The organism is Peptoniphilus koenoeneniae (genome assembly GCF_030812875.1).
Classification (GTDB): Bacteria; Bacillota; Clostridia; order Tissierellales; family Peptoniphilaceae; genus Peptoniphilus_B; species Peptoniphilus_B koenoeneniae.
This window is the reverse complement of sequence record NZ_JAUSTN010000002.1, coordinates 204,704-229,549: the sequence shown is the minus strand read 5'-3', so window position 1 is coordinate 229,549 and position 24,846 is coordinate 204,704. Positions and strand designations below refer to the sequence as shown.

The following is a 24,846-nucleotide window of genomic DNA, read 5'->3' as shown; positions in this document are numbered from 1 at the left end:
AAAATTATAAAATCTCCTTAAGGAAATAACTTTAAGGAGATTTTTTTGTGAAAAGCCGCTTTTATTTTTACAATTTCCTTACATTTTATAAAATTTCAAGTTACATCTCTATTGTAAACTTAAAAAAAGAGGAGTGTGTATGAATTGAGACTTAAACTTGAAAACATTTGTAAATCTTTCGGGAAAAAAGATGTCTTAAAAAATATAAATCTTGAAATTGAATCCGGAAAACTTACAAGTTTTTTAGGACCTTCAGGTTGTGGCAAGACAACTCTTTTAAGAATTATAGCAGGTCTTGAAAAACCTGATAGAGGGAGAATATTTTTTGATGATGTTTGTGTTTTTTCTAAAGATGAAAATATAGATCTTCCAACGGAAAAAAGAGGGTTGGGATTTGTATTTCAAGATTTCTCACTTTGGCCTCATATGACTGTTTATGACAATGTTGCCTTCGGTTTAAAAGTTAAAGGAGATTTTAAAAATATTGATAAAAAAGTTAAATCTGCTTTGAAAAAAGTAAGGCTTGAAGGATATGAAAAAAGATATCCATCAATGCTTTCTGGTGGGGAACAACAGAGAGTTTCTTTTGCAAGAGCCATAGTCATAATGCCGGGATGTATTTTGTTTGATGAGCCCTTATCTGCTCTTGATGCAATTTTAAGAAAGCAAATGCGTCTTGAACTTAGGGAACTTATAAATGAACTTTCAATCACAGGAATATTTGTGACCCATGACCAAACTGAGGCAATGAGTATGAGTGAAAAAATTGCGGTTTTTCATAATGGTTTCTTAGAACAGTACGATACTCCTTACAATATATACAATCATCCTAATAATGAATTTGTTGCAAGTTTTATAGGACTTGGAAATTGGATTAAGGATGATCTTATGTTTAGGCCTGAAGTAGCAAGTTTGAATGACTTTGAAGGTGCAAAAACTTTCAACACAATTGTTTCAAAAGTGCAGTTTTTAGGGAACTCTTATCTTTTAAACGTTAATCATAACGAAAAAACTTGGAGTATTTTTTCTAATGAAAGATTAGATGTGGGGGATAAGTTGACTATTCATATTGATGAAAAAAACTTTATTAAGATTTAGGAGGAATTATGAAAAAATCTATTATTGGAATTTTACTTTGCTCAATTTTACTTTTAAGTGCTTGTGCTAACGGAAATTCAAAAGAAAACTCTAAGGCTAACTCTGAAAATAAGGGTGAAAATGTGTCAGATAATAAAAAAATTACCGTTTATATGCCTTCTCCAGCAAAACTTACAGAAAAATTAACTGAAGCCTTTAAAGAAGAAAGTGGAATTGAAGTTGAAGTTTTCCAAGGCACTACAGGAGAAATTTTAGCAAGACTGGAAGCTGAAAAGGCAAATCCTATTGCAGATGTTGTAGGTCTTGCATCATGGTCTGACGGTTTAAGCTTAAAATCTCAAGACATGTTAATGTCCTACGAAATAAAAAATAAAGATAAAAGTGTAGAGGGATGGATTGATGAAGACAATGAACTTTTCGGTTACTGTGCCTCTGCAGTTGGAATTATTTATAATACAAATGCCTTTAAAGATTTAAATGCAGATTGGAGCGAACTGTCAGATCCTAAATATAAAGGCCAAATTGCAATTCCAGACCCTGAAAAATCCGGAGCTTGTAAAGACTTTCTTGCAGCATATATAGATAATTTCGGTTGGGATGATTTTGAAAACATGGCTAAAAACGGTTTAATTGTTCCAGGAGCAAATAAAGCTGCCCTTGAATCTGTAACAACAGGGGAAACTGGAATTTTAGTTGCAGGAGTTGATTACAATGCCTACACTTCAAAAAAGAAGGGTGAACCCATAGACATTTATTATCCTAAGAGCGGAACTGTTGTAAATCCTCGTCCAGCTTTAATTTTAAAATCAGCACCTAATCCTGAAGGAGCTAAAAAATTTATAGACTTTCTTTATTCAGATAAGGCTCAAAAGATGGTGGCAGAAGCTTTTCTTATTCCAGGAAGAAGCGACATTGAAATGGACAATAGAGCAGGTCTTAAAGATATAAAACAAATTCCTACAAATTGGGAAAATATGATGAAAATAGCAACAGATTCAGCTAAAAAATTAAACTCTCTTGTTGCCAAGTAATGAAATTTTTTAAAAAAAATTTAAATTTGATAATTATAGGAGTGATTTTAATATTTTTAATTATCGCTCCTCTTTTATCTGTTTTTTTAAAAGCAGTAATAATTGACGGAAAATTAAATTTAAGCTTTTCTCTTGAAGTTTTTTCAAAAAATGAAAATTTGCAAATGATTTTAAACTCTTTGCTTTTGGGAATTTTAGTCGTAATAGTTTCCACACTTATTGCAGGACCCTTAGCATTTTTGTTTTCAAGAACGGAACTGGCAAATAAAAAAATCTTTGAAATTTTATTTCTTATACCTTTTATGACGCCTCCATATATCGCTTCTATGGGTTGGATATTGTTTATGCAAAAAAATGGACTTTTACAACAGATAGTTCCCATGTTTAAGGGAAGTGAAAATTGGTTTTTCACATTAGCAGGCCTTGTTCTTGTTATGAGTTTGCATATATTTCCATTTATGCTTACTATTTTAAAAAACGCAATGGCAAACATACCAAACTCTCTTTTAGAAGCGGCGAAAGTTTTTGGAGCAAATTCAAAAATAAGAATGATAAAAATTTTTTTGCCACTTTTATACTCAAATTTTGCCATAGGAGGTCTTTTAGTTTTTGTAAAAACTTTAAGTGAGTATGGAACTCCATCTACATTAGGAAAGCGAATAGGCTTTAGTGTATTTACCACAGATATTCATAAATATGCAAGTATTGCACCGGTGGATTTCGGAAAATCAGCAGCTCTTGCAAGCTTACTTATGGGTATTTGTATTTTTATGTGGCTTATGCAAAATATCATAACAAAAAAAGCCAGCTATAATTTAGTTGGAGGTAAAGGTTTAAAAGTATCTCTTATAAAACTTGAAAAAGGAAAAAAATTTTTAGCCTATCTGTATATTTTTTTAGTTATATTTATTTCAATTATAATTCCATACTTTTCTATAATTTCATCATCTCTTATAAAATTGAGGGGAATTGGATTTAAAATGGGAAATTTCACAACGGCAAACTACCATGAACTTTTTTTTGAATCTCAAAAGGGAATGGAGGCCATTAAAAATTCATTTTTATTGGCATTTTGCTCAGCTACAATTTGCGTAATTTTTGGAACTTTAATAGTTACAATGATATTTTATAGTAAAAATAAACTTGGAAAAACTATAGAAGGAATAGGACTTTTACCTGAAATGCTTCCAGGTATAGTAATAGTAATAGGAATAATGATTTTTTGGAACCGTTTATATAAAATTTTACCCCTATACAACACCATGGGAATAATGGTTTTAGCTTATGTAATTTTATTCTTGCCATATACAATATCCTATGTAACAAGCGGATATACACAAATTTCTGAAAATTTAGTAGCGGCAGGAAAAGTTTTCGGAGCAAGTCCCCTATATATTTTTAGAAAGATAAATTTACCCCTAATATTAAAATCAGTTTTTTCAGCATGGATGATGACCTTTATAATAGGCTTAAGAGAACTTGTCACAGCATCATTAATTTCACCGCCAAATAAGCTTGTAATATCCACATTTATAGTTCGTGAATTTGAACAAGGATCCATATCTTTAGGAATGGCAATGGCATTGATAACTGTTTTAATAACAACCACAAGTTTAATTTTAGTCAGATTATTCTTAGAAAGGAAAAAGATATGAAATTTAAAATTGCAGGAGGAGTGGGAGAACACGGAAGAAATTCTTTTTACTTTGAAGGTGAAAAATTTTCAATTTTATTTGATGCAGGCATAAAAAATAAAACCTTATTGCCTGATTTAAGTAAAAAAGAGATAAAAAAAATTAAATATGTTTTTTTATCCCACATTCATAAAGATCACAGCGGAGCTTTAGATTTAATTTTTCAAAATAATAGAAACTGTACGCTTATAACAAGCTATGAAACTTTTAAAATGCTTAAAAAAGTTTATCCTACAATATATCTTGAAGACATAGATGAAAAAGTTGACGGCATGAAAATCCAGTGGGGAAGAAGTGGCCATGCCAAAGGGGCGGTATATTTTAATTTGGAATTTGAAAATAAAAAGATTTTTTATTCAGGAGATGTAAACTTTCAAACAAAAGTCTATAAATATGACCTAATAGAAGATCAAAAAGCCGATTTTGCAATAATTGATGCAGCTTATGGATTTAACGAAAATAGTTTTGAAAAACAAAAAGAAAAATTAATAAAAAAAATAAAAGAATATTTAAAAATTACAGATAAAATATTTTTTCCAGTCCCTGAATATGGAAGAGGACTTGAAATTTTAAAAATTCTTGAAGAAAATTTTGACTATAAAATTTATGGAGATAAAAAAATAAGAAAAGCATTCTCTTGTGGATTTAACAACTTTTGGCAAAATGAAAAAGTAAAATTAGACCTTTTTCCCATTAAAAATAAAATGAAAGGCTTTATATTTTTACAAGACCCACAATTAGAAAATAAAGAAAGCTATAAAACAGCAATAAAAATAATTGAAAATGGTGGAAGAGGAATTTCTACAGGAACATTGGAAAAAAAATCGAAGGCCATGAAACTTTTAAATAAAAATAAAATGTCTCAAGTAATTGTTCCAACACACTTAAATTTCAATCAATATAGAGAAATTCTTGAAAACAATAATTTCAAAATGGCAATTCCTTTCCACACTATATCATTTAATTGCCCTAAAAAATTTGAAATTTAAAATTTTATAAGACTAAAAATAATTTGCTATAAATTTATAAAAATAGTTTATAATAGGATTAAATTGAACAAAAACATAAGATGTATTGAAATAGCAAATGATATTTAGTTAATTCTAATTTGAACGCCAACATGAGATGTAAAAAATTTTTTAAAAATGTGCTTGTAATTTAATATAAAAAGTTTTATTATTAATTTGTAATCAAGCAAATGATAATTATATGGAGGTGATTATTTGAAAGTTTATGAATTAAACGTAAAGACATTTTTGTTAGAAGATTTAAAAAAGGAGGATGTACAAAAAGAATTAGCGAAGCTTATCAATGGATATTTAGCTTTAAATGAAAAATTTTTAGCTTTTCACGAAGAAAAAAATTATAAACCATATTGCTTTGACAGTTTATATCCAATAAAAAATTTTTATGTCAAGGAAAAACTTTGCCAATTTAGAATAAGATCTATAGATAAAGATTTTGTAAATTATTTGTTAAATGGCTTTGAAAATTATAAAAATTATAATTTTAAAAATTTACTTATTAAACCTAAAGTTATAAAACAAGATTTAATTGACAAGATTTACACCTTAAATAGCCTGATTTTAAAATCAGATGAGGGATATTGGAGAAACAATTTAAGTGTTGATGAATTTGAGAAACGTATTAAAGAAAATATTTTTAAAAAATATAAATATTTCACGAAAAACGAAATCGAAGAAAAAGATTTTTATGATTGTATAAAATTTTTAAATTCAGGTCCAATTCCATGTAAATTTAAAAATATCACTCTTTTAGGAGACAAAATTGAACTTAACATTAAGCCTGACAAATTTTCTCAAGAAATTGCATATTTTTCTTTAGGGGTTACTTTTAGTGAAAACAATTCTTATGGGTTCGGATTTGAAGGCTATAAACTTATGGAAAGGAGTTAACGGTGATTAAAGAGTGCATAGAAATTTTTCAAGAGGAGCTTAAAAAAGACCCAAATCTAATTTTAAAAAGCTACTTGCCAAAGGATGGTAAATATATATTAGTTACCATGAAAGAAAATGAAGATTGGGCTCTTAGTGAACCTCTTACAATTAAATATGATAAAAAGACAAAAATAATTGATGGGGAAAATTCTTTAAATTATGATTTTATAAAGTATTTAGATTACCATTCCAACATCTTAGATTCCAATAAGAGTATGGATTTCAAAAAACTTATACAAAGCTCCAATTATTACAGTATCTTTTTTAAAGAAAATATTTATCCTAAAGAAGAAAGTGCAAAAATTATTTTAAGCCGAATTTATGAACTTTTAGATTCGGGAAAATTCTCTTTGGATAAAATCGATGAAGAGAAAAGTATTTTTAAAGAAGAAATTTATGCTGGCTTAGATTTTGAAGATGTTGAAAAATTCAAAAAATTTTTTTCTTCAATTTTAAGGTATTTTGATACTTTAAAAGATCCATACACTAAATATAAAGATAAAGAATCAAAAGTCTTATATGAAGAAAATGAGAATATTTTAGGGATTGTCAATACAGAAGAAGTAGAAAAAATTAGAAATTGGTTGATAAAAAATTTAGATAAATTTAACCTAAATCCTGACAATAAAACTTATTTTAAAATATTTTTTGTATATGAAGATAAAGAAAAAACAAAAAGAGCATATAAGCGAGAACAAGAGCGTTATCTAAGAAGCAACTCTTTTAATAAAAATAAGTATAATAAAGAAATTGACGGGAAAATTTTTGGCTTATCAAATAATAATATGGGTCTAAACGAAAAAAAACCCTATCTCAGCAATTTTGACAGAATAATAAATGAGCCATATTTAATAAGTACGGAAGATGCAGAAATTCAAAAAACATTTTTTGATTATTTGGATAACCTTGTTAGAAGACAAATTTATAGAGTATATTTTGACATCAAAAGAGAAAAAATTTTAGAAAATGATTTTGATTTAAATGAAGACTTTAAGGGATATGAACTTCTCTTATATCCGGACAAGAATGAAGCTGCCATTTTATCGTATAAACAATATACTAAAAACTTATTTGATATTGATATTACTTTTAAAGAGTATATAAAAGAGAATTATGGAAAAGATGCAAAAGAAGATGATATAAAAAAACAAAAAAGTAAATACTCTTACATGACAAAAAGATCAGACGTAATGAAAAATGTTGATTGGGTTTATTTTTATAATTATTTTTATAAAAACAGAGATAGTCTCGAAAATTTAAATATAAAAGATGGAAATTTAAAATTAATCATTATTAATCATGGTCAAAATGCTTTGAATTTTATTTTAAACGGAAAAGAAAAATATTTTGAAAAAAATTTGGACAGCTTAATGTTTGATTCTATTAAATATTCACTTTCTAATAATTATTTTAATAAGGCCATCGCTCAATTCAATTATTATCTTTCTTTTAAAGACTATTTTGAAAAAAATATAGGAGGTTTGTTTATGACTTTACAAAAAGATATGAAAGAAAAAATAAGGTCGGGAGGAAATTTTGAATTTGAAAGCGACGAAGAATTTTTATTCGGAATTGGTCAAATTTTAAGATATCTTTTAGACAAAAGTAATATAGGAGATAAAAATCTTACTTTTATTAGAGAATATTTAGATAACGATAATCCCAAAAAAATAGTAGAAAAGTTAAAAAGACTGATTGTTAGATATGGGCATAATATAAAAGTTATTAAAAATTCAAATTTAAATGGACTAATCAGCAAAGTTTTAAGCTATGAATACAAGGGAAAAAAAGTTGATGATAAGTATATAATTTGTGGTTTTTTAGATGAAGTTTATATTTATAATAAAAAAAATAATTCTGAAGAAAAGGGGAATATAAATGAGTAAGTTAAATTATAGAGTATATGGAGTTTGCGGAGTTAGAGCAATTATGGCAAACTGGAATGCAGATTTTACAGGATATCCGAAAAGTTTAAGCAATGGACAATTTTTTGCATCAGATAAAGCTTTAAAATATCCAATGAAAGTTAAATGGCAAAATAATGGAGAAAAAGTTTTATATATAAAAAGTTATTTAATTTCAGATAGTGGATTTTTAATTCCAAGAACTTTAAAAGAAAGATATGAAAAAATTTTTAAAACTGAGCTTACTAATTCTAAAAAGGGAGAATCTGAAAAAGTCTTGACAAATCTTTTTTCGGCCATCGATGTTAAGAATTTCGGAGCAACTTTTGCAGAAGCCGGAAATAATATATCCATAACCGGAGCAGTCCAAATATCTCAAGGTTTAAATAAATATGAAGGAGCAAAAGTTTGTGAACAAAATATTTTATCACCTTTTAGAGATCCCAAGGCTAAAGAAAAATCTGAAAATAATGAAGAAGCAAAATCATCAACTCTTGGGACAAAAATAGTTTCAGAAGAAGCTCATTATTATTATTCTTTTGTAGTAAATCCTCTTGCCTATAACGCTTATGAAGAATTGGGAGTAACAGAAGGTTATGAAGAAGAAGATTACAAAAAATTTAAATCAGCAGCCATAGATTCAGCAACAAGTTTTGCTACCAATTCAAAAGTTGGAGCAGAAAATGAATTTGCTATGTTTGTAGAAACGGATTTAGATTTATATTTACCAAACTTAGCTGAACTTATAAGATTTGAAAAAGTTGATGAAAATTCAAAAGACAAATTATATTTCACAGATTCGAATATTTTAGAAAATAGAGGAGAAATAAAGAAAATTGAAATATACTTCAATGATAAATATTTAGATTTAATTGATTTTCCTAAAAACGCAGATTTTTATAATATCTTCACAGGTGAAAAAATAGAGGTTAAATAATGAAGGCTTTTAAATTTGATTTAAAGGGAAAAACAGCCTTTTTTAAACAACCTGATGTAAATACCTATTTATATTTTTCTTACGGACAAATTCATAGAATCGCTCTTTTAGGAATTTTTGGAGCGATTATGGGATATTCAGGATATTCACAAAATAATAGAAAAGAATACCCTGAGTTCTATAAAAAATTTATGGATTTAAAAATTGCTGTTATTCCAAATACAAATGACGGTATTTTTAATAGAAAAATACAAAGGTTTAATAATTCCACAGCTTTTGCCTCAAGAGAAGAAGGAGGAAATTTAATAGTAAAGCAAGTTTGGCTTGAAGATGTTTCCTGGACAATATATTTTTTAATTGACAACGAAGAAGCTGAAAAATTGTCACAAAGAATAATAAATTATAAAGCTAGCTATATACCATATCTTGGCACAAATGATCATTTTGCCGATATTTTAAACCCAGCTTATATAGATTTAAAAAAAGAAAATGTAAATTCAATAAATTCTATGTTTTTAGAAGGAGATTTTAAAACTAAATCCGGACGAAATACTTTCAGATATCAAGAATTTTTGCCTTTTAAATTAGAAAAAGATACAGATAGATATATCGTTGAAAAAACTATTTTTACAGACCAAAAATTAATTGAAGAAGAAATAACCTACCTTGATAAAGAAAATGATAAAAGTTTAGTTTTTTATTCAGAAGAAGGTCTTTATGGAAATTAAAGATTTAGTTAAAAACTCTGAAAAATATTACGGTCATATAGGAGGTAAAAATAAAGAGTTTGAAACTTTACAAGAACACACAAAACTTTGTGGACAATATTATAGAAAAATAAAAGATTTTAAAAATGTTAATGCAGTTTTGAAAAGGATTTATAAAGTCCTTTTCAAAACTGATGACTATCTAAATATCTTTATGGAATTAGCCGACAGTCTTGTAGATTTTCATGATATAGGAAAAATTAACGGAAAATTTCAATGGGAAAGACTTAATAACAATAATTTTAAAACATATGACTCTTCTTTTGATTTAGGAATAAAAAGCGAACATTCAATAGTTTCCTCCGCCATATATTTTTATTACTATGGAGATAAAATAAATAATTTAAAAATTGATGAACAAACAAAGTATCTATTAACTTATTTTATAATTCTTAATTCTTATGTAATTTCAAGGCATCATTCTCCATTAAACAATTTTTCTTATGAAGGGAAAAATTTTATATCCAATTTTTTAGAAAAAAAATCACCCCTTATGAAAGCCTTAAAAAAGGTAAGTGATTTAAAAATATTGGAAGATAAATTTTTTGAAGACTTTGATAAAAAAATAGAAGATATCTTAGACTTACTTTATGAAATGGAAGATGACTTATCATTTAATAAGATAAGAAAAGATAAAAATAAAATTTTTTATATTTATGTAAAACTAATGTACTCATTATTAGTTGCAGGGGATTTTTATTCAACTACAAATTATATTAAAGGATTTAAAACAAAATTAGAAAATCTTCAAAAAGATGAACTAATAAAAATTTATAATAATTCCACTTTATTAGAAAGCATAAGAGATAAAGAAAAATCTGGCTCTTATAAAAAAAGGCAAGAAATAAATGATTTGCGAACGGAAATATTTTTGCAAGTAGAAAAAAACTTTGAAAAAATAAGCAAAAACGAAATAGGCAAAAATATTTATTTTTTAGAAAGCCCAACAGGATCAGGAAAAAGCAATATTGCCATGAATTTATCTTTTAAAATGCTAAAGGGCAATATTAATAAAATTTTTTATGTATATCCTTTTAATACATTGGTAGAGCAAAATAAAAATACCTTAGATAAATTTTATAAAGGAACTGAAGTTCAAAATAATATTGCTGTCATAAATTCTCTTTCCCCTATAGGGAATAAATATCAAGAAAAACTTATGGAAGAATGGGAATACTATATTAAATCTCTTTTAGACAGACAGTTTTTACATTCACCATTTATCGTCACTTCAAACGTAGGATTCTTTAATACATTATTCAGCTCAAATAGAGAATCAATTTTTGGCTTGTACCAACTTATAGACTCTGTAATTGTCTTAGATGAAATTCAAGCCTATAAAGAAAAAATTTGGAATGAAATTATTGAAATGCTTGATGCATATGCTGAAACTTTAAATTTTAGAATTATAATTATGTCTGCAACTTTACCAGACTTATCTAAACTTTTAGAAGAAAAAGAAAGAAATAAAGTTGTAAAATTAATTGAAAATCCAAAAAAATTTTTTGAAAATAAATTATTTAAAAATAGAGTAAGACTTGACTATGGACTTTTAGATAAAGGCAAGATTTTTTATACAGATTTGATTAATCATATGAAGGATCATGTAAAAAATCATAAAAAAATTTTATTGGAATTTATAAAGAGAAAAGATGCAGAAGATTTTTACAAAGAAATAAACAAAAATGAAAACTTTAAAGAATATGAAATTTTAATTTTAACAGGTCAAGACAATTTAAAAACTAAAAATGATGTGATAGAAGAAATAGGAAAAGACAAAAATATAATATTGGTTGCAACTCAAGTTATAGAAGCAGGAGTTGATATTGACATGGACATCGGCTACAAGGACATATCAAAGCTTGAAAATGAAGAGCAGTTTTTAGGTAGAATAAATAGGTCAGCTCATAAGAAAAATTCAACAGCTTATTTTTTTGACATGGCAGATGAAAATAAAATTTATGGTCACATAGACAACGAATTGACTTTAAGAAATCCTGAGAGAAGAACAAATTTATTAGACAAAGATTTTTCAAATTATTTTGAAATTAAACTTGAAAAATCAAAAGAAAGAAAAGAAAGCCTATCATACGATGAATTTGAAGAAGCTTTAACAAATAATAAATTTGAAAAAATTTCGAAACATATGAAGCTTATTGACAATGATGAGAAAATTGAAGTTTTTTTAGCTCAAAAAATAAAATGTAAAAAAGAGAATAATGGATCGAAAACAGAAGAAAGAAAAATTGATGGAAGAAAAATTTGGAAAGAATATTGTTCACTACTTGAAAATAATGAAATGGATTATAGTGAAAAAATAGTAAAACTTTCAGAACTCAAATTAGACATGTCCTATTTTCTTTATAAAGTTACAAAAATGGAATTTGAAAAATATTTTGGACAATATAACGAACACAGAGGAAATATATTTTATATAGAAGATGGAGAAGCTTATCTTGAAAATGGACGTTTAAATTTAAATTTTTGCGGTGATTTTTTATGAATGGAACAATAATTAATTATTATTTTCATTGTAAAAGGCAATGCTATTTATTTGCCAACAAATTGAACTTTGAAGATAATAGCGAACTTGTAAAAATAGGAAGAGAAATTCATGAAGATAAAGCTATCAATGATGAAAATGCAGAAATAAAAATAGAAAACATAGCAATTGATAAAATTACATCTAAATATATAACAGAAACCAAAAAATCAGACGCAGATAAAGAAGCTGCAAAATGGCAACTTTATTATTATCTATATGTTTTAAAAAATAAGGGAATAAAAAGAAAAGGTAAATTAGAATTTGTAGAAAATAGTTGCGGAAAGAAAATAGAATATTTTGAACTGAGTGAAGATATAGAAAAAGAAATTTTAAATTTAATATCTAAAATTGAGCTTTTGATAAAATCTAAAGAAATTCCAAAATTTAAAAAAATTAAAGGTTGCAGTAAATGTGCCTATTATGAATATTGTAAAATTTAGGTGATTTATGGGAACTACAAAATATATTCTTTCAGAAGGAGAGATAAAGAGAAAAGACAACTCTCTATGCTTTAGAAAAGATAATAAAAACATTTATATTCCAATAGAAAATGTAAAAGAAATTTATCTACTTAATGAAACAAGTATAAATACGAAATTATTAGATTTTCTTTCGCAAAATCAAGTAATTTTACACTTTTTTAACTATTATGGAAATTATAGCGGAACATATTATCCAAGAGATACCTATATAAGTGGAAGACTTTTAATATCTCAAGTTGAAGCTTATAAAAATAAAAGATTGGAAATTGCAATCCCTATAGTAAAAGGTATTTTAATAAATATTTATGAAGTGGTCTACCATTACTATAAACATGACAAAAAAGAAGTGAAACCTTTTTTAGACTATATAAAAAACGAATTAATTTTAAAAATAGAAAAATCTGAAAACATCTTTGAACTTATGAGTTACGAAGGAGAATTGTGGCAAAGATTTTATTCGAATTTTAAATATTTTTTAGATCAAGATTTTGTAATGAGCAAAAGAGTAAAAAGACCTCCAGACAACCCAATAAACGCCCTTATTTCTTTTGGCAACTCAATTTTATACACAAAGACAATTTCAGCCATATATAGAACCCATTTAAATCAAAGCATAAGTTATTTACACGAACCAAGTGAATCCAGATTCAGCTTGTCTTTAGACATATGTGAAGTTTTTAAACCTGTAATAGTATTTAAAACCATATTCGATCTAATAAACAACAAAAGAATAAAAGTGGAAAAACACTTTGAATCTAATTTAAATTATTGTCTACTTAATGAAGGAGGCAGAAAAATTTTCTTGCAAGCCTTTGAAGAACGAATAGAGAGCAAATTTAAAAATGAAAAACTAAAAAGAAACGTAAGTTATAGAACTCAAATTAAACTGGACTGCTACAAACTTATAAAATTTATATTAGAAGGTGAAAATTTCATTCCTTTTTCTCTAAGGAGCAAATACTAATGTCAAAAAACTTTAATTATATTTTCTTATTTTATGATGTGTCAGAAAAAAGAGTTGGCAAAATATTTAAAATTTGCAAAAAATATTTAAACCATCATCAGAAATCAGTTTTTAAAGGTGAAATCACACCATCAAAAATAATGGCATTAAAAAGAGAATTAAAAGCTATCATTAAAGAAGAGGATTTTGTAACACTTATAAAATTGTACAGCAAAAATTATTTTGAAGAAGAAAATATAGGAAAACCAAATAAAATAGACACTGACAAAGATGATATAATATAAAAGTACCAGGCGAATAAAAAAACTCCCTAAAAATAGAGAAAATAAAAAAAATAAAAAGCTTGGTAAAAAAATAAAAAAAACGTAAAAAAGCCAAATGCAGACAAAGTATAAAAATAAAAAGGCTTATTTACAATCCTTGAACAACAACATAAGATGTATTGAAATCAATAGGTGTAGTGGCACAAGAACCACCAAGAATAGCTTGAACAACAACATAAGATGTATTGAAATACGTACTAGATCCAAAGAAACATAAAAAGAAAGTCTTGAACAACAACATAAGATGTATTGAAATTTATTATGATGTTTTTGTTTTTAGCATATTTACCTAACTTGAACAACAACATAAGATGTATTGAAATCTGGATTGTAAACTTCTACATATATGCTCTTAAAACTTGAACAACAACATAAGATGTATTGAAATCACTTATATTATCTCACATCTGCTTGGTTATTTTGGTCTTGAACAACAACATAAGATGTATTGAAATGACGGAATGCTTTTTGAAAGATACGAAGACGTTCAACTTGAACAACAACATAAGATGTATTGAAATTACTCTGAAGTTATTCCAAACATCATAAGAATTTTTCTTGAACAACAACATAAGATGTATTGAAATAGCCTTTTGTAAATTTCCATCTCTGTAACAACGTCTCTTGAACAACAACATAAGATGTATTGAAATATCGATTGCCAACTTCCTCTTGATATTCTTTTTTTGCTTGAACAACAACATAAGATGTATTGAAATAACTTAGCTTTTAAAATCTTGGCACTTTCTTCTATCTTGAACAACAACATAAGATGTATTGAAATATGGATCCAACTTGTAAATTAATTTTTAAATCATCAAATCTTGAACAACAACATAAGATGTATTGAAATGGAAGATTAATTTTTGATGGACTGTATGGAGCAGCACTTGAACAACAACATAAGATGTATTGAAATCGGGTGAAGACTATGAATAGTAGAGAAATTGAGTTCCTTGAACAACAACATAAGATGTATTGAAATTACGGAACAACAGGAGTGGATGAATATACACGTTGCTTGAACAACAACATAAGATGTATTGAAATATGATAAATTGATTTAAACTAAAATCACTTTTAATTCTTGAACAACAACATAAGATGTATTGAAATACTCAAGCGCGGTTAAAGTTATGCTTGCATCTACTACTTGAACAACAACATAAGATGTATTGAAATGTGTTTGGAATAACTGAATATTTTCTAGTTCTAGCTTGAACAACAACATAAGATGTATTGAAATCAGTTAAAACTCTTATAGTTTCTTACCCTCAATTCTCTTGAACAACAACATAAGATGTATTGAAATCCTACGATGGCGAGCATTAAAATTAAAAGTAGCATAGCTTGAACAACAACATAAGATGTATTGAAATGCGACTGTTAATACTGTTGCGTTTGCCATGGCATTTCTTGAACAACAACATAAGATGTATTGAAATTTTTTTTGGGAAAAGATGGTCAATTTATGGAGATGGCTTGAACAACAACATAAGATGTATTGAAATATAGTTGCAGAAGTTATAGACAAAAAAGGATCTGCCTTGAACAACAACATAAGATGTATTGAAATGTAGCAGTAGACAGCGACGGCAATGTATATTCAGCTTGAACAACAACATAAGATGTATTGAAATGATTTTAAAAACGCTATGGTATCTACAAGCCTTAAACTTGAACAACAACATAAGATGTATTGAAATGGTGTAGCCTTAGTGAAAGCTATCAAGCTCACTATCACCTTGAACAACAACATAAGATGTATTGAAATAGGAATGTAAAATTGTATAACCTTGGATTAACAGAACTTGAACAACAACATAAGATGTATTGAAATAGTAAGACGTTTTAAATAAAGAGTCTAACATTTTGATGATACTATTAAAACCAATGCAGACTTTCAATATAACTCGGGTCTGACTCCTAAAATTGTAAGAAAAGAAGTTGGAAGTTGTTGTGACTGGTGTAAAGAAGTTGTTGGTGTATACGAATACACTAATGTTCCAAAAGACGTTTATAGAAGACACCAGAGATGCAACTGCACAGTTGACTATTTACCAGGAGATGGTAAGAAGCAAGATGTTTGGTCTAAAAAATGGACTGATGATAATACAAGTGTTAAAAGCAAAAGGATAGATTTTTCTGAAAATCCCAAAACTTTGATTAAAGGTGTCTTGTCTAGAGATGGGTTTAAAAAAGGTTCGGGGAAAAATTATCCTATAAAATTTATTGGTTCAGATCATGTTAAATTTGATAGTCAGAAAGTTGAAAATGTTATTGTTATAGGTAAAAACTCCAATAAGAGAAGCTCCAAGATTAGAAAGTTTTTATAAGCATCCCAAAAATAAATGGTAAAAAATTAGTGGTACTACAAAAATAAAATTTAAAGGAAAATCATTAAAGGCAGAAATACATTGGTATGAGGCAAATGGTCAAAGAGAAGAAATTAAATTAAAGAGGATTTTTGAAGATGAAAGTTAAATATTTGGGGAAGAGTGAGGGAATCTCACTTACAAAAAATAAAATTTATGAATCTTTAGGATTTGAAAAAGGATTTATAAGGATAATCGATGACACGGGTGAAGATTATTTATATGATCCAGAAAAATTTGAAATTATAGAAGATTAACAGCACACTGACGACAAAATGTTAGATGTGCTTTTTTTATTGGAGGCAAATATAGCTAAAGATGATTATGATGTAATAGTATTTAAGGTTCTTTTGTACTATTACGCTGTTCTAAAACGAAAAATTTCATTTGAAAAGATGACTTTTGATAAAGTTATAGGTATTAATGACATTTCTGAAGAATATTTCATAGAAGTGTTATTAATGATGCAAGAAGATGGTTATATAAAAAATTTAGTGGTAAAAAAAGCCTGGGGTGGAGATTATATTTTGTTGTCGGACTTTGATGAGATAAAAATTACATCAAAGGGAATTGAGTATTTAAAAGAAAATTCAAAAATGCAAAAGGAATAACAGAAATATTTGATAAACAAAAAAAGAAATAAAAATTTTTAAAATTTCTAAGATTTTTTAAATATGCATTTTTATGTTTTTAATTTACCTTAAAAGAAAATTCTTGATAATTATTATGGTTTGAAATAAAAAAGCTTCTTTGTTACAATTTTTAATTGTAAGGATATTTAACAAAAAATAAAAAAAGGAGTGAATGATGAAATTTATTTCTTGGAATATAGATTCTTTAAATGCGGCTCTTACGGGAGAATCCCCCAGGGCTTCACTTTCAAGGCAAGTTTTAAAAACAATAAAAGATGAGGATCCGGATATTATTGCTATACAGGAAACAAAACTTTCTGATAAGGGTCCAACTAAAAAACATTTGGAAATTTTAGAAGAAAAATTATCTGAATACAATTTTTATTTTGTTTCTTCTTGTCCTCCGGCAAGGAAGGGTTATGCGGGAAATATGGTTTTTTACAAAAAAGATTTACAGGTGAAGGCATCTTTTCCCAAAATTGGTGCTCCGGATACAATGGATTTGGAAGGAAGAATAATAACTTTAGAGTTTGAAAATTTTTATTTTACTCAAGTTTATACTCCTAATGCGGGAGATGGTTTAAAAAGACTAAAGGAAAGACAGGTTTGGGATATAAAGTACGGTGATTATTTAGAGGCTTTAGATAAAAATAAGCCTATTGTTGCTTGTGGAGATTTTAATGTGGCTCATAAGGAAATTGATTTGGCTAGTCCTGATTCCAACCATATGTCTGCAGGTTTTACAGACCAGGAAAGGGAAGGATTTACAAATCTTTTAAATAGAGGTTTTGTTGATACTTTCAGATATCTTCACGGAGATGTTGAGGGGGCTTATACTTGGTGGGCTCAAAGGGTTAAAACTTCAAAAATAAATAATTCCGGCTGGAGAATAGATTATTTTTTAGTGAGCGATAAAATAAAAGATTTAATAAAAAAATCGGAAGTGGTGGATTCCGGAGAAAGGCAAGATCACGCTCCGATTCTTCTTGAAATAGGACTTTAAATTTATAAAAAAAGGACACACAAATTTTGTGTGTCTATTTTTATTCCAAAACTTGTCCATCCATTACAATAATAGGTTCTTTTACGTCATCATTAAAGGTATAGCGAGATTTTAGGAGCTTTATTAGTTGACTTTTATTTTTGAAATAGGTGAGTTGATAGGGTTCATAGTAGGAAAGTTTTTCAAAAAAATAAAATCCCTTTGAGTTTTGATCTTCCATAAGAATACCGGCATGGCCAACAAATAAAACTTGGTCATACTTGTCGTAAATATAGGCAAAAACGGTTTTAACATTTGTATTTTTAAAATGAATATTTTTAGAGTCAAGGGCTTTTTGTAAAAAAGTTTTTAAATCTTTTTCTTCAATGTTTTTTGCGTCAATTTCATTGAAAAGTCCAAAAAATTTACAGGGATTTATATTTTTAAGTTCAGGAAAGGATTTAATTTCTTGACTGTCAAACATTAAGTAGGTTCCTTTTTCAGATTCTTCTTTAACTTCAATGGAGTTTAAAATTGAAAGGGCGACACTTTCTCTGCAATTCAAGTGATTGTTTGTTTTTGTGTAATCTTCATTGAATTGTGATGGGTCAGTGGGTCCAAACTTTAATTTTTTCCAAGAAGTTACAATATTTTTTTCATTTGTTGAGTTGAAAGCTTCAATATTTTTTAAAAGTATTTCAAAATTATCAAGTTTATTTTTTTCAAAAAGTTTACTTAGTATTTCTTTACTATTTTCATCGCCAAGGTTTGAATACTTAGGTTCAGAGCTTCCACAGGCAATTAAGCTAAGGCTTAAAACTATAAATATAATTATCTTTTTCATATTTTTATTATAAACTAAAAAAATTTTTTAAAAGTTACACTAATATTAAAAAGATAAAGTTTTATATATTTTTTTTAAGGTTTTGAGCAAATAAAAAAGAGACAGGATTTTGTTCCTGCCTCTATGGGAAAAATATGGCAAATATTTTTCTGGATTTTACTTTTTCAATTTTTTTCTTATATTTTTTACTATATTTTCGATTTTATTTTGATCTTCTGAAAATATGGCACTGGACATACAGACTCCTGATAACTTTATCTCTTTGAAGTAGCTTAGATTTTTTAAGTTGATTCCGCCAATGGGATATACGGGGATTGTTACTCCGTCAATAATATCTTTTAAGTCCTCGAGGCTTATTATTTGTGCGTCATCTTTTGTTTGAGTTTTAAAAAATGCTCCAGATCCGATGTAAGATGCTCCCATATTTTCTGCTATTATGGCTTCTTTAAGATTTTTTGCAGTTGCCCCTATTATTTTATTTCTTCCAAGTTCTTTTCTTGCTGTTGAAATAAGTTCATCTTCTTGTCCTAAATGGACTGCAAGATCATATTTTTTTGCAACTTTTAAGTTGTCGTTCATAACTAAAAGACAGGGAAAGTCTTTCATTATTTCACGAATTTTTAAGACTTTTTTTCCAAGGGTTTCATCGTCAGCTTCCTTATCTCTTATTTGATAAATATCCATGCCTCCTTTTAAGGCATTTTTTATTTTTAAAAGATTATTTCCTGGATCAAGTCCATAAACAAGTCCTTCTTTAAGTTCATAGGGAGATTCTAAAATTGTTGCTTTGCCTTCAAATTCGTCTAACTTTCCCATGGCAATAATTATATCTTGAGGATTTATACTTTTATTTTTTTCACATTGACTTGCAATTTGTCTTAAAAAAATCCCTGCCATGGTTGCAGCTTTAAAGGATGAAATGGGTTTTGCAAGAAGACTTGCTATTATTCCCGTTTCCATATCTCCTGCACCGGTTATTTTTCTTAGAAGATTGTTTCCTCCTGGGATTGAGAAAACTTTTGAAGAGTCGGCTATAATTTCGTATTTGCCACTTATAAGAATGACTGCCTTTGTTTTTTCGTTTAGTTTAATTGCCAGGTCTTTAAAGGTTTTTTCTTTTAAATTTTCATCTTCATTTTGAGAGTCAACTCCTGTAAATTCCACTTTATTTACAAGATAATTTATTTCGTTGTAATTTCCCCTAATGACATTAAACTTATAATTTTCAAGAAGTTCGTTTGCAAAATCTCTTCTTACTTTGCTGCTTGCCACTCCAACGGGATCAAGGACAACAGGTATATTATTTTCATTGGCAGTTTTTAAAGAAAGCCTTATAGCTTTCATTTTGTCTTCATTAAGCATGCCTAAATTTATTAGAAGAGCTTGAGAATTTTTTGTTATTTCTTGGGCTTCTATGGAAAAATCGCTCATCATAGGCCTTGCACCTGTGGATAGAATAATATCGGCAACCCTGGAACTTGTGACACTATTTGTAATTGCATGAACAAGGGGGGATTGTTTTCTAAGTTTTATTAAAGATGTTTTAATTTGCATTTTTAATTTCCTTTAAATTATACATATGATAAACGGGGCCTCGGCCTGAGCCCAGGTTTAGACCATATTTAATTGCTCCAGTTAAATAATTTTTTCCACCTTTTATAGCATCTAATAAATTTTTTCCCAATGCAAGTTCACAAGCAATGGCACTGGAAAGAGTACAACCAGTTCCGTGAGTGTTAGGATTATTTACATTTTCTCCTGATATTACATATAAATTGGAATCGTAGTAAAGAACGTCATCTTTTGAATTTAATAGGTGGCCTCCCTTAACTAAAACTCCGCATTTATATTCTTCGCCCAAAGCTTTTGCAGCTTCTTTCATTTTTTCCAAGTTATCAATTTTTTCCTTGTATAAATATCCGGCTTCAATTAAGTTAGGTGTAATTACAATACTTCTTCCGAAAAGATTTTTTTTCATAAATTCAATAGTTTCTTCAGGAACAAGGGTAAATCCGCTGGTAGAAGTAATGACCGGGTCTAGGACTATAGGTTTTTCTTTTAAATATTTATCTATAATTTCAACTATTACCTTAACTTGTTCAGTGTTTGCAACCATCCCAATTTTAACCGCATCAGGTAATATATCTTGACAAACTGAAGTTAGTTGAGCTTTTAGCATATCCGGTTCAATAGTAAGAGAGGATTGTACTCCAACTGTATTTTGAGCAGTTATTGCCGTTATGGCGGACATACCAAAAAGTTTGTAAGAAGTCATTGTTTTTAAGTCCGCTTGTATTCCTGCGCCTCCGCTGGAATCTGATCCTGCTATGGTGAGGACGGTTTTAACTTTTTTAAAATCCATTTTTTTCATGAGTCCTTTCTGAATTTAAATATTCATTAACATTTGTCTTTTTTAGAGCAAGAATTATTAAAAGTGCCACAATTGAACCACCAAGAGTGCTTACTCCAAAGGGAATTATAAAAGCAAAAGCGGCAGCTTGTGAGCCTAATAAAAATTTTGCAACAGGGTAGGCGACAAGTGCTCCTAAAACTCCAGTTCCAAAAACTTCGCCAAAAAAGGCAAGGGATAATTTTTTGGTCTTATAGTATAAAATTCCTGCCAAAAAAGCTCCTATCATGGATCCGGGAAAAGCTAATAGAGAACCTGTGCCGGATAAATTTCTAATAAGAGAAATGCAAAATGCTACCAAGACTGAATAAAGAGGTCCAAGTAAAACAGCACCTAATAAATTAATCATATGCTGAATGGGGTAGCACTTAGCAAGGCCTAAAGGAATGTTTACAAAGGAGAAAACTACTCCAATTGCAATAAAAACAGCTGCTAATGTCAATTTTCTTGTTTTAAACTTCATAATATCTCCTTACCGAGAAAACAAGATTAACAATGCAGCTGAAAGTTTTATATTATTTCTAATTTTTCCCTACGTTGGCATTATCCAAATCAGGTACGGTCGAAACTCTCAGTTCCCTCTCAGCCTGTTATCAAGCTCCCGGTTTATATATATATTTTAGGTTTCCCTAATTTATTTTATTATAACACTGAAAAAACTTTTTACAAAATCATAAATTTTCCATTTCCGAAAAAAATTCACTAATTTCCATTTCCTTATCAAGATAATATTTTGGATAAAAAAGATATAAGTCATTTTTTGCCCTTGTAAGACCTACATAAAAAAGTCGTCTTTCTTCTTCATATGCTTCAGAAGACATATTTTCTAAGGCTTCAAGAGAAGCAGAGGATGGAATATTTCCTTGGATTAAATCAATTAAAAATACATTTTCGAACTCAAGGCCCTTTGCTCCATGAATGGTGGAAAGAAAAACTGAATCTTCAGAAGTTTGAGGTCTTTTAATTAAATATTGGAGATGCCTTAAGCGACCTAAAAATTCTTCTAAAGAATCCAAATCTTTTGCACAATATAAAATCGTGTCAAGATATTCAAGAGCATCTTTATAAGCCATGCCGAAATTTTCAGAACTTCTTTTTAAAAATTCCAAATATTTTAAGTCATTTAATATAAAAAGCAAAGCATCGTAAATTTTTTTGTTTTTTAAAACTTTAAAATCAATTATAAGCTCATGAAAATTATCTTTATAATAATTTGGAAGGTTAGGATAGTTTAAAAGCTCTTCAAAAAGATTATCGGTTTTTTTATATTTCAAAAAATTTATCATATTTTTTGAAATATAGCCTTTGATCTTATAATAAAAACTTTTAAGTAAATTTAAATTTCCTGTATCTCTGCTAAAATTTAAAATATTTAAAAGATCAAAAAGAATTGTAGAGTTAAAAAAAGTATTTTTTCCCTCTTTAATATTAAAGGGGATTTTATTTTTTTCTAAAAACTCTATAAGACTTATAGCACTTATGTTATTTCTATATAAAATGGCATTGGATTTGCCCTTTAAAAAACTTGCAATTAATTTAAATTGCTCATGGCGATTTTTAACTTTTATAAGATGGACTGGCTTTTGATAATCTCTTGTTGCAATAATTTTTTTATCAAACCTTTTTTTATTTTTTGCAATAAAAGAAGAACTTGCATTTATAATATTTTTTGTGGACCTGTAATTTTCCTCAAGCATAAAAACTTGAGGATTATTTTTATCTTTAAATTTAAAAAGCTCGGAAATTTTTGCGCCCCTAAAGCCATAGATGGATTGGTCATCATCAGCAACTAAAAAAATATTATTATGGGGTTTTGCTACAAGATCTATGATTTTATATTGAACAAGGGAAGTGTCTTGGCCTTCATCAATTTGAATGTAAGAAAAAGAATCTTGAACTTTTTTTAAAAGTTTTTTGTCCTTAAGCAAAAGTTCATAGGTCTTTGTAAGCATATCGTCAAAATCAATAAGTCCCTTATCTGATTTATATTTTTCATAAGCCAAATAAATATTTAAAAAATTTTTACATAGATTTTTATTTTCCTTGGCAAAATCATGAGGGTTTAAAAGTAAATTTTTAATATAGGAAATATTGGATAGGAGTTTTTCCAAATTTTCATCATTTACACCGGTCTTATTAAATTCATAATATATATTTTTTAAAATAGTTGATTTTGAAATTTTTTGACCCTCGAGAATTTTTAAAGGCTTAGAATTTAATTTGGAGTTATATCTTAAAATTCTGAAACAAAAGCTGTGTATGGTTGAAAACTTTGCTCTTTTGTCATTAAAAAGCTCAATATATTTTTTCTCCATATCAATTTGAGATTTTTTGGAGAAAGTTATAGTTAAAATTTTTTTAGGATCTATGCCCATATTTATTAAATTGTGAGTTCTTAAAATTAAAATACTTGTCTTTCCTGCACCGGGCACTGCTAGAACAAAGGCAGGGCCTTTTAAAAAATTAACGGCAAGGTTTTGTTCTTTTGATAGTTCCATAATCATTTTTATTATAACAAAAGGCTGAATATAAAACACTTTAATAAAAATAGACTGTGTATTATAATAAAGACAATGAAAAATATTTTAAAAAATTTTGATGATTTTTTCATATCAATAATTAACCGCAAGATAAAAAACAAATACATGGATAAATTTTTTCCGCTATTTACGCGTCTTGCAGACCCAATATCAATTGTTATAATTTGCGGAGGCCTATTTTTAATAAAAAATTCAAATCTAGGCAAAGTAAATGCAATTTGTATGGTAATTTCGCAACTTTTTGTCCAAATTTTTAAAAAGCTTGCTCAAAGGCCAAGACCTTCTTGGTTTGATGATTATGTGGAATCCTTTGGAATAGAACTTTATGATTATTCATTTCCTTCAGGACACACAAATGCAGCTTGGATAATATTTTTAGTTGTAAGTAAATTTTATGAATTTGCTTTTTTACCTTTGATTTTGTTTGCAATTTTAATAAGCATTTCGAGAATTTATCTTGGAGTTCACTATCCTACAGATGTTGTAGGCGGAATTGTCATTGCTTTAATTGTGGTTTTTTTGGTGTGTAAATTTCTAAACAGGGGGTTATTATGTTATTAACAAATTTTTTACAGAAGAGAAAATCTGTAAGGGATTTTGAAGTCAATACTATTCCAAAAAGCAAATTGAGTTTAATAAAAGAAAAAGCTCAAGAAACAATGGAAAATGAAAAAGATTTAAGCTTTGTAATGTTTGAAAACGGAAAAATTATTTCCGATTCCCTTAAAGGCAAAGCAGGATATTGTGGAGTTATGATTAATGCACCCCACTATATAGGACTTAAACTTAAAGACAGATCATCTGAAGTAAGACTTAAAGAAGGATATTTTCTTGAAAAACTAAATACAATTATAGTTAATGAAGATTTTGATACTTGTTGGATAACAGTTGATCAAGTAGATGAAGCAAGTGCCAAGGCTGCTTTCGGCGAAGGCGGAGAAAACATAGATTATCTTATAGGCTTTGGCTATGCAGCAGGAAAAAAATTATTTGATCCTGACAATGCAAGCCCAAGAAAAGCAGTTGATGAAATTGTTTTTGAAGGTGATTTTACAAAGCCTGCAAGTATGGAAACTCTTGAACAAAGAGGACTTTTTGATATTTTCACAAGTATAAGATTTGTTCCCAATCATAAAAATTTACAACCTTGGAGATTTGTAATTAAAGATGCTTATGTTTATTTATACATGGTAAAGGGTCTTGAAGATTCAAGAAGTCTTGTAGATTGCGGCGTTATTCAAATGTATTTTGAAGAAATGGCAAAATACATGGGAGTAAAAGGCAAATGGGAAAACATCCTTGAAGACAAGGGCGAATATTTTGAAGTTGCAAAATTTAAGATGTAATAATTAACCCCGTT

At 28.0% G+C, this 24,846-nt stretch carries 22 protein-coding genes, 1 CRISPR repeat array and 1 riboswitch; of the genes, 17 read left to right on the top strand and 5 right to left on the bottom strand.

The genetic code is table 11. The annotated features are described in order from the left end of the window. The first annotated feature begins 144 nt into the window (after window positions 1-144). The 15 genes from J2S72_RS02660 (at window position 145) to J2S72_RS02590 (ending at window position 17,713) form a co-directional block, all read left to right on the top strand. Window positions 145-1,098, top strand: a complete 954-nt coding sequence (locus J2S72_RS02660) for an ABC transporter ATP-binding protein (RefSeq protein ID WP_023055586.1) — start codon at window positions 145-147, stop codon at window positions 1,096-1,098. An 8-nt stretch (window positions 1,099-1,106) separates the two neighbouring features. Continuing rightward, the gene (locus J2S72_RS02655) at window positions 1,107-2,129 is read left to right on the top strand and encodes an ABC transporter substrate-binding protein (RefSeq protein ID WP_023055528.1); all 1,023 of its coding nucleotides are present in this window, start codon (window positions 1,107-1,109) and stop codon (window positions 2,127-2,129) included. Then, complete coding sequence (locus J2S72_RS02650; protein WP_307494932.1) at window positions 2,129-3,784, top strand: ABC transporter permease; 1,656 nt, start codon at window positions 2,129-2,131, stop codon at window positions 3,782-3,784. The genes J2S72_RS02655 and J2S72_RS02650 overlap by 1 nt, the downstream gene beginning before the upstream one ends. After that, window positions 3,781-4,812 (top strand): MBL fold metallo-hydrolase, encoded by a 1,032-nt coding sequence (locus tag J2S72_RS02645; RefSeq protein ID WP_023055582.1) that lies wholly within the window; start codon window positions 3,781-3,783, stop codon window positions 4,810-4,812. Before J2S72_RS02650 ends, J2S72_RS02645 begins: the two co-directional genes overlap by 4 nt. A 234-nt stretch (window positions 4,813-5,046) precedes the next feature. Further along, window positions 5,047-5,739 (top strand): CRISPR-associated endoribonuclease Cas6, encoded by a 693-nt coding sequence (locus J2S72_RS02640; RefSeq protein WP_023055580.1) that lies wholly within the window; start codon window positions 5,047-5,049, stop codon window positions 5,737-5,739. A gap of 2 nt (window positions 5,740-5,741) precedes the next feature. Continuing rightward, entirely contained in the window at window positions 5,742-7,667 is a 1,926-nt protein-coding gene (locus J2S72_RS02635; RefSeq protein ID WP_307494931.1) for a hypothetical protein, read from the top strand. Next, window positions 7,660-8,622, top strand: coding sequence for a type I CRISPR-associated protein Cas7 (locus tag J2S72_RS02630; protein ID WP_023055490.1), 963 nt, complete (start codon window positions 7,660-7,662; stop codon window positions 8,620-8,622). Before J2S72_RS02635 ends, J2S72_RS02630 begins: the two co-directional genes overlap by 8 nt. Beyond that, a complete protein-coding gene (cas5b, locus tag J2S72_RS02625; RefSeq protein WP_023055608.1) occupies window positions 8,622-9,350 on the top strand; it encodes a type I-B CRISPR-associated protein Cas5b in 729 nt (242 codons plus the stop codon). The genes J2S72_RS02630 and cas5b overlap by 1 nt, the downstream gene beginning before the upstream one ends. After that, on the top strand, window positions 9,340-11,892 hold the full coding sequence (locus J2S72_RS02620) for a CRISPR-associated helicase/endonuclease Cas3 (RefSeq protein ID WP_023055555.1): 2,553 nt from the start codon (window positions 9,340-9,342) through the stop codon (window positions 11,890-11,892). Before cas5b ends, J2S72_RS02620 begins: the two co-directional genes overlap by 11 nt. Further along, window positions 11,889-12,374, top strand: a complete 486-nt coding sequence (cas4, locus tag J2S72_RS02615) for a CRISPR-associated protein Cas4 (protein WP_023055565.1) — start codon at window positions 11,889-11,891, stop codon at window positions 12,372-12,374. Before J2S72_RS02620 ends, cas4 begins: the two co-directional genes overlap by 4 nt. A gap of 7 nt (window positions 12,375-12,381) precedes the next feature. Next, the gene (gene cas1b, locus J2S72_RS02610) at window positions 12,382-13,380 is read left to right on the top strand and encodes a type I-B CRISPR-associated endonuclease Cas1b (protein ID WP_023055492.1); all 999 of its coding nucleotides are present in this window, start codon (window positions 12,382-12,384) and stop codon (window positions 13,378-13,380) included. Continuing rightward, window positions 13,380-13,664 carry a CRISPR-associated endonuclease Cas2 gene (cas2, locus tag J2S72_RS02605; RefSeq protein ID WP_023055566.1) on the top strand — a complete coding sequence of 95 codons (285 nt, stop codon included), beginning with the start codon at window positions 13,380-13,382 and terminating at the stop codon, window positions 13,662-13,664. Before cas1b ends, cas2 begins: the two co-directional genes overlap by 1 nt. Before the next feature lie 135 nt (window positions 13,665-13,799). Further along, window positions 13,800-15,543: direct repeats of the CRISPR family, unit length 30 nt; unit sequence CTTGAACAACAACATAAGATGTATTGAAAT. Window positions 15,544-16,170: 627 nt separating this feature from the next. Further along, window positions 16,171-16,335 (top strand): hypothetical protein, encoded by a 165-nt coding sequence (locus J2S72_RS02600; RefSeq protein WP_155803731.1) that lies wholly within the window; start codon window positions 16,171-16,173, stop codon window positions 16,333-16,335. A gap of 18 nt (window positions 16,336-16,353) precedes the next feature. Beyond that, window positions 16,354-16,689, top strand: coding sequence for a YjcQ family protein (locus J2S72_RS02595; RefSeq protein ID WP_023055479.1), 336 nt, complete (start codon window positions 16,354-16,356; stop codon window positions 16,687-16,689). A 196-nt stretch (window positions 16,690-16,885) separates the two neighbouring features. After that, on the top strand, window positions 16,886-17,713 hold the full coding sequence (locus J2S72_RS02590; protein WP_023055623.1) for an exodeoxyribonuclease III: 828 nt from the start codon (window positions 16,886-16,888) through the stop codon (window positions 17,711-17,713). A gap of 40 nt (window positions 17,714-17,753) precedes the next feature. On the opposite strand, the gene J2S72_RS02585 is transcribed toward J2S72_RS02590, so the two are convergent. The 5 genes from J2S72_RS02585 to J2S72_RS02565 all read right to left on the bottom strand — a co-directional run bounded on the left by J2S72_RS02585 (window position 17,754) and on the right by J2S72_RS02565 (window position 23,444). Next, the gene (locus J2S72_RS02585; RefSeq protein ID WP_023055516.1) at window positions 17,754-18,536 is read right to left on the bottom strand and encodes a DUF4300 family protein; all 783 of its coding nucleotides are present in this window, start codon (window positions 18,534-18,536) and stop codon (window positions 17,754-17,756) included. 156 nt (window positions 18,537-18,692) lie between these two features. Next, window positions 18,693-20,090, bottom strand: a complete 1,398-nt coding sequence (thiM, locus tag J2S72_RS02580; protein ID WP_307494930.1) for a hydroxyethylthiazole kinase — start codon at window positions 20,088-20,090, stop codon at window positions 18,693-18,695. Beyond that, window positions 20,080-20,907: a bifunctional hydroxymethylpyrimidine kinase/phosphomethylpyrimidine kinase gene (thiD, locus tag J2S72_RS02575; RefSeq protein WP_307494929.1), complete on the bottom strand. Its 828-nt coding sequence runs from the start codon at window positions 20,905-20,907 to the stop codon at window positions 20,080-20,082. Before thiD ends, thiM begins: the two co-directional genes overlap by 11 nt. Continuing rightward, window positions 20,888-21,409 (bottom strand): energy coupling factor transporter S component ThiW, encoded by a 522-nt coding sequence (thiW, locus tag J2S72_RS02570; protein WP_307494928.1) that lies wholly within the window; start codon window positions 21,407-21,409, stop codon window positions 20,888-20,890. The genes thiD and thiW overlap by 20 nt, the downstream gene beginning before the upstream one ends. 49 nt (window positions 21,410-21,458) lie before the next feature. Then, a riboswitch (TPP riboswitch) is annotated at window positions 21,459-21,561 on the bottom strand. Window positions 21,562-21,617: 56 nt separating this feature from the next. Next, window positions 21,618-23,444, bottom strand: a complete 1,827-nt coding sequence (locus J2S72_RS02565; RefSeq protein ID WP_307494927.1) for an ATP-dependent helicase — start codon at window positions 23,442-23,444, stop codon at window positions 21,618-21,620. Between the two features lie 75 nt (window positions 23,445-23,519). Between J2S72_RS02565 and J2S72_RS02560 the strand changes: the two genes are divergently transcribed. Then, window positions 23,520-24,047 carry a phosphatase PAP2 family protein gene (locus tag J2S72_RS02560; RefSeq protein WP_307494926.1) on the top strand — a complete coding sequence of 176 codons (528 nt, stop codon included), beginning with the start codon at window positions 23,520-23,522 and terminating at the stop codon, window positions 24,045-24,047. Continuing rightward, on the top strand, window positions 24,038-24,832 hold the full coding sequence (locus J2S72_RS02555) for a nitroreductase family protein (protein ID WP_307494925.1): 795 nt from the start codon (window positions 24,038-24,040) through the stop codon (window positions 24,830-24,832). Before J2S72_RS02560 ends, J2S72_RS02555 begins: the two co-directional genes overlap by 10 nt. Window positions 24,833-24,846 lie beyond the last annotated feature (14 nt).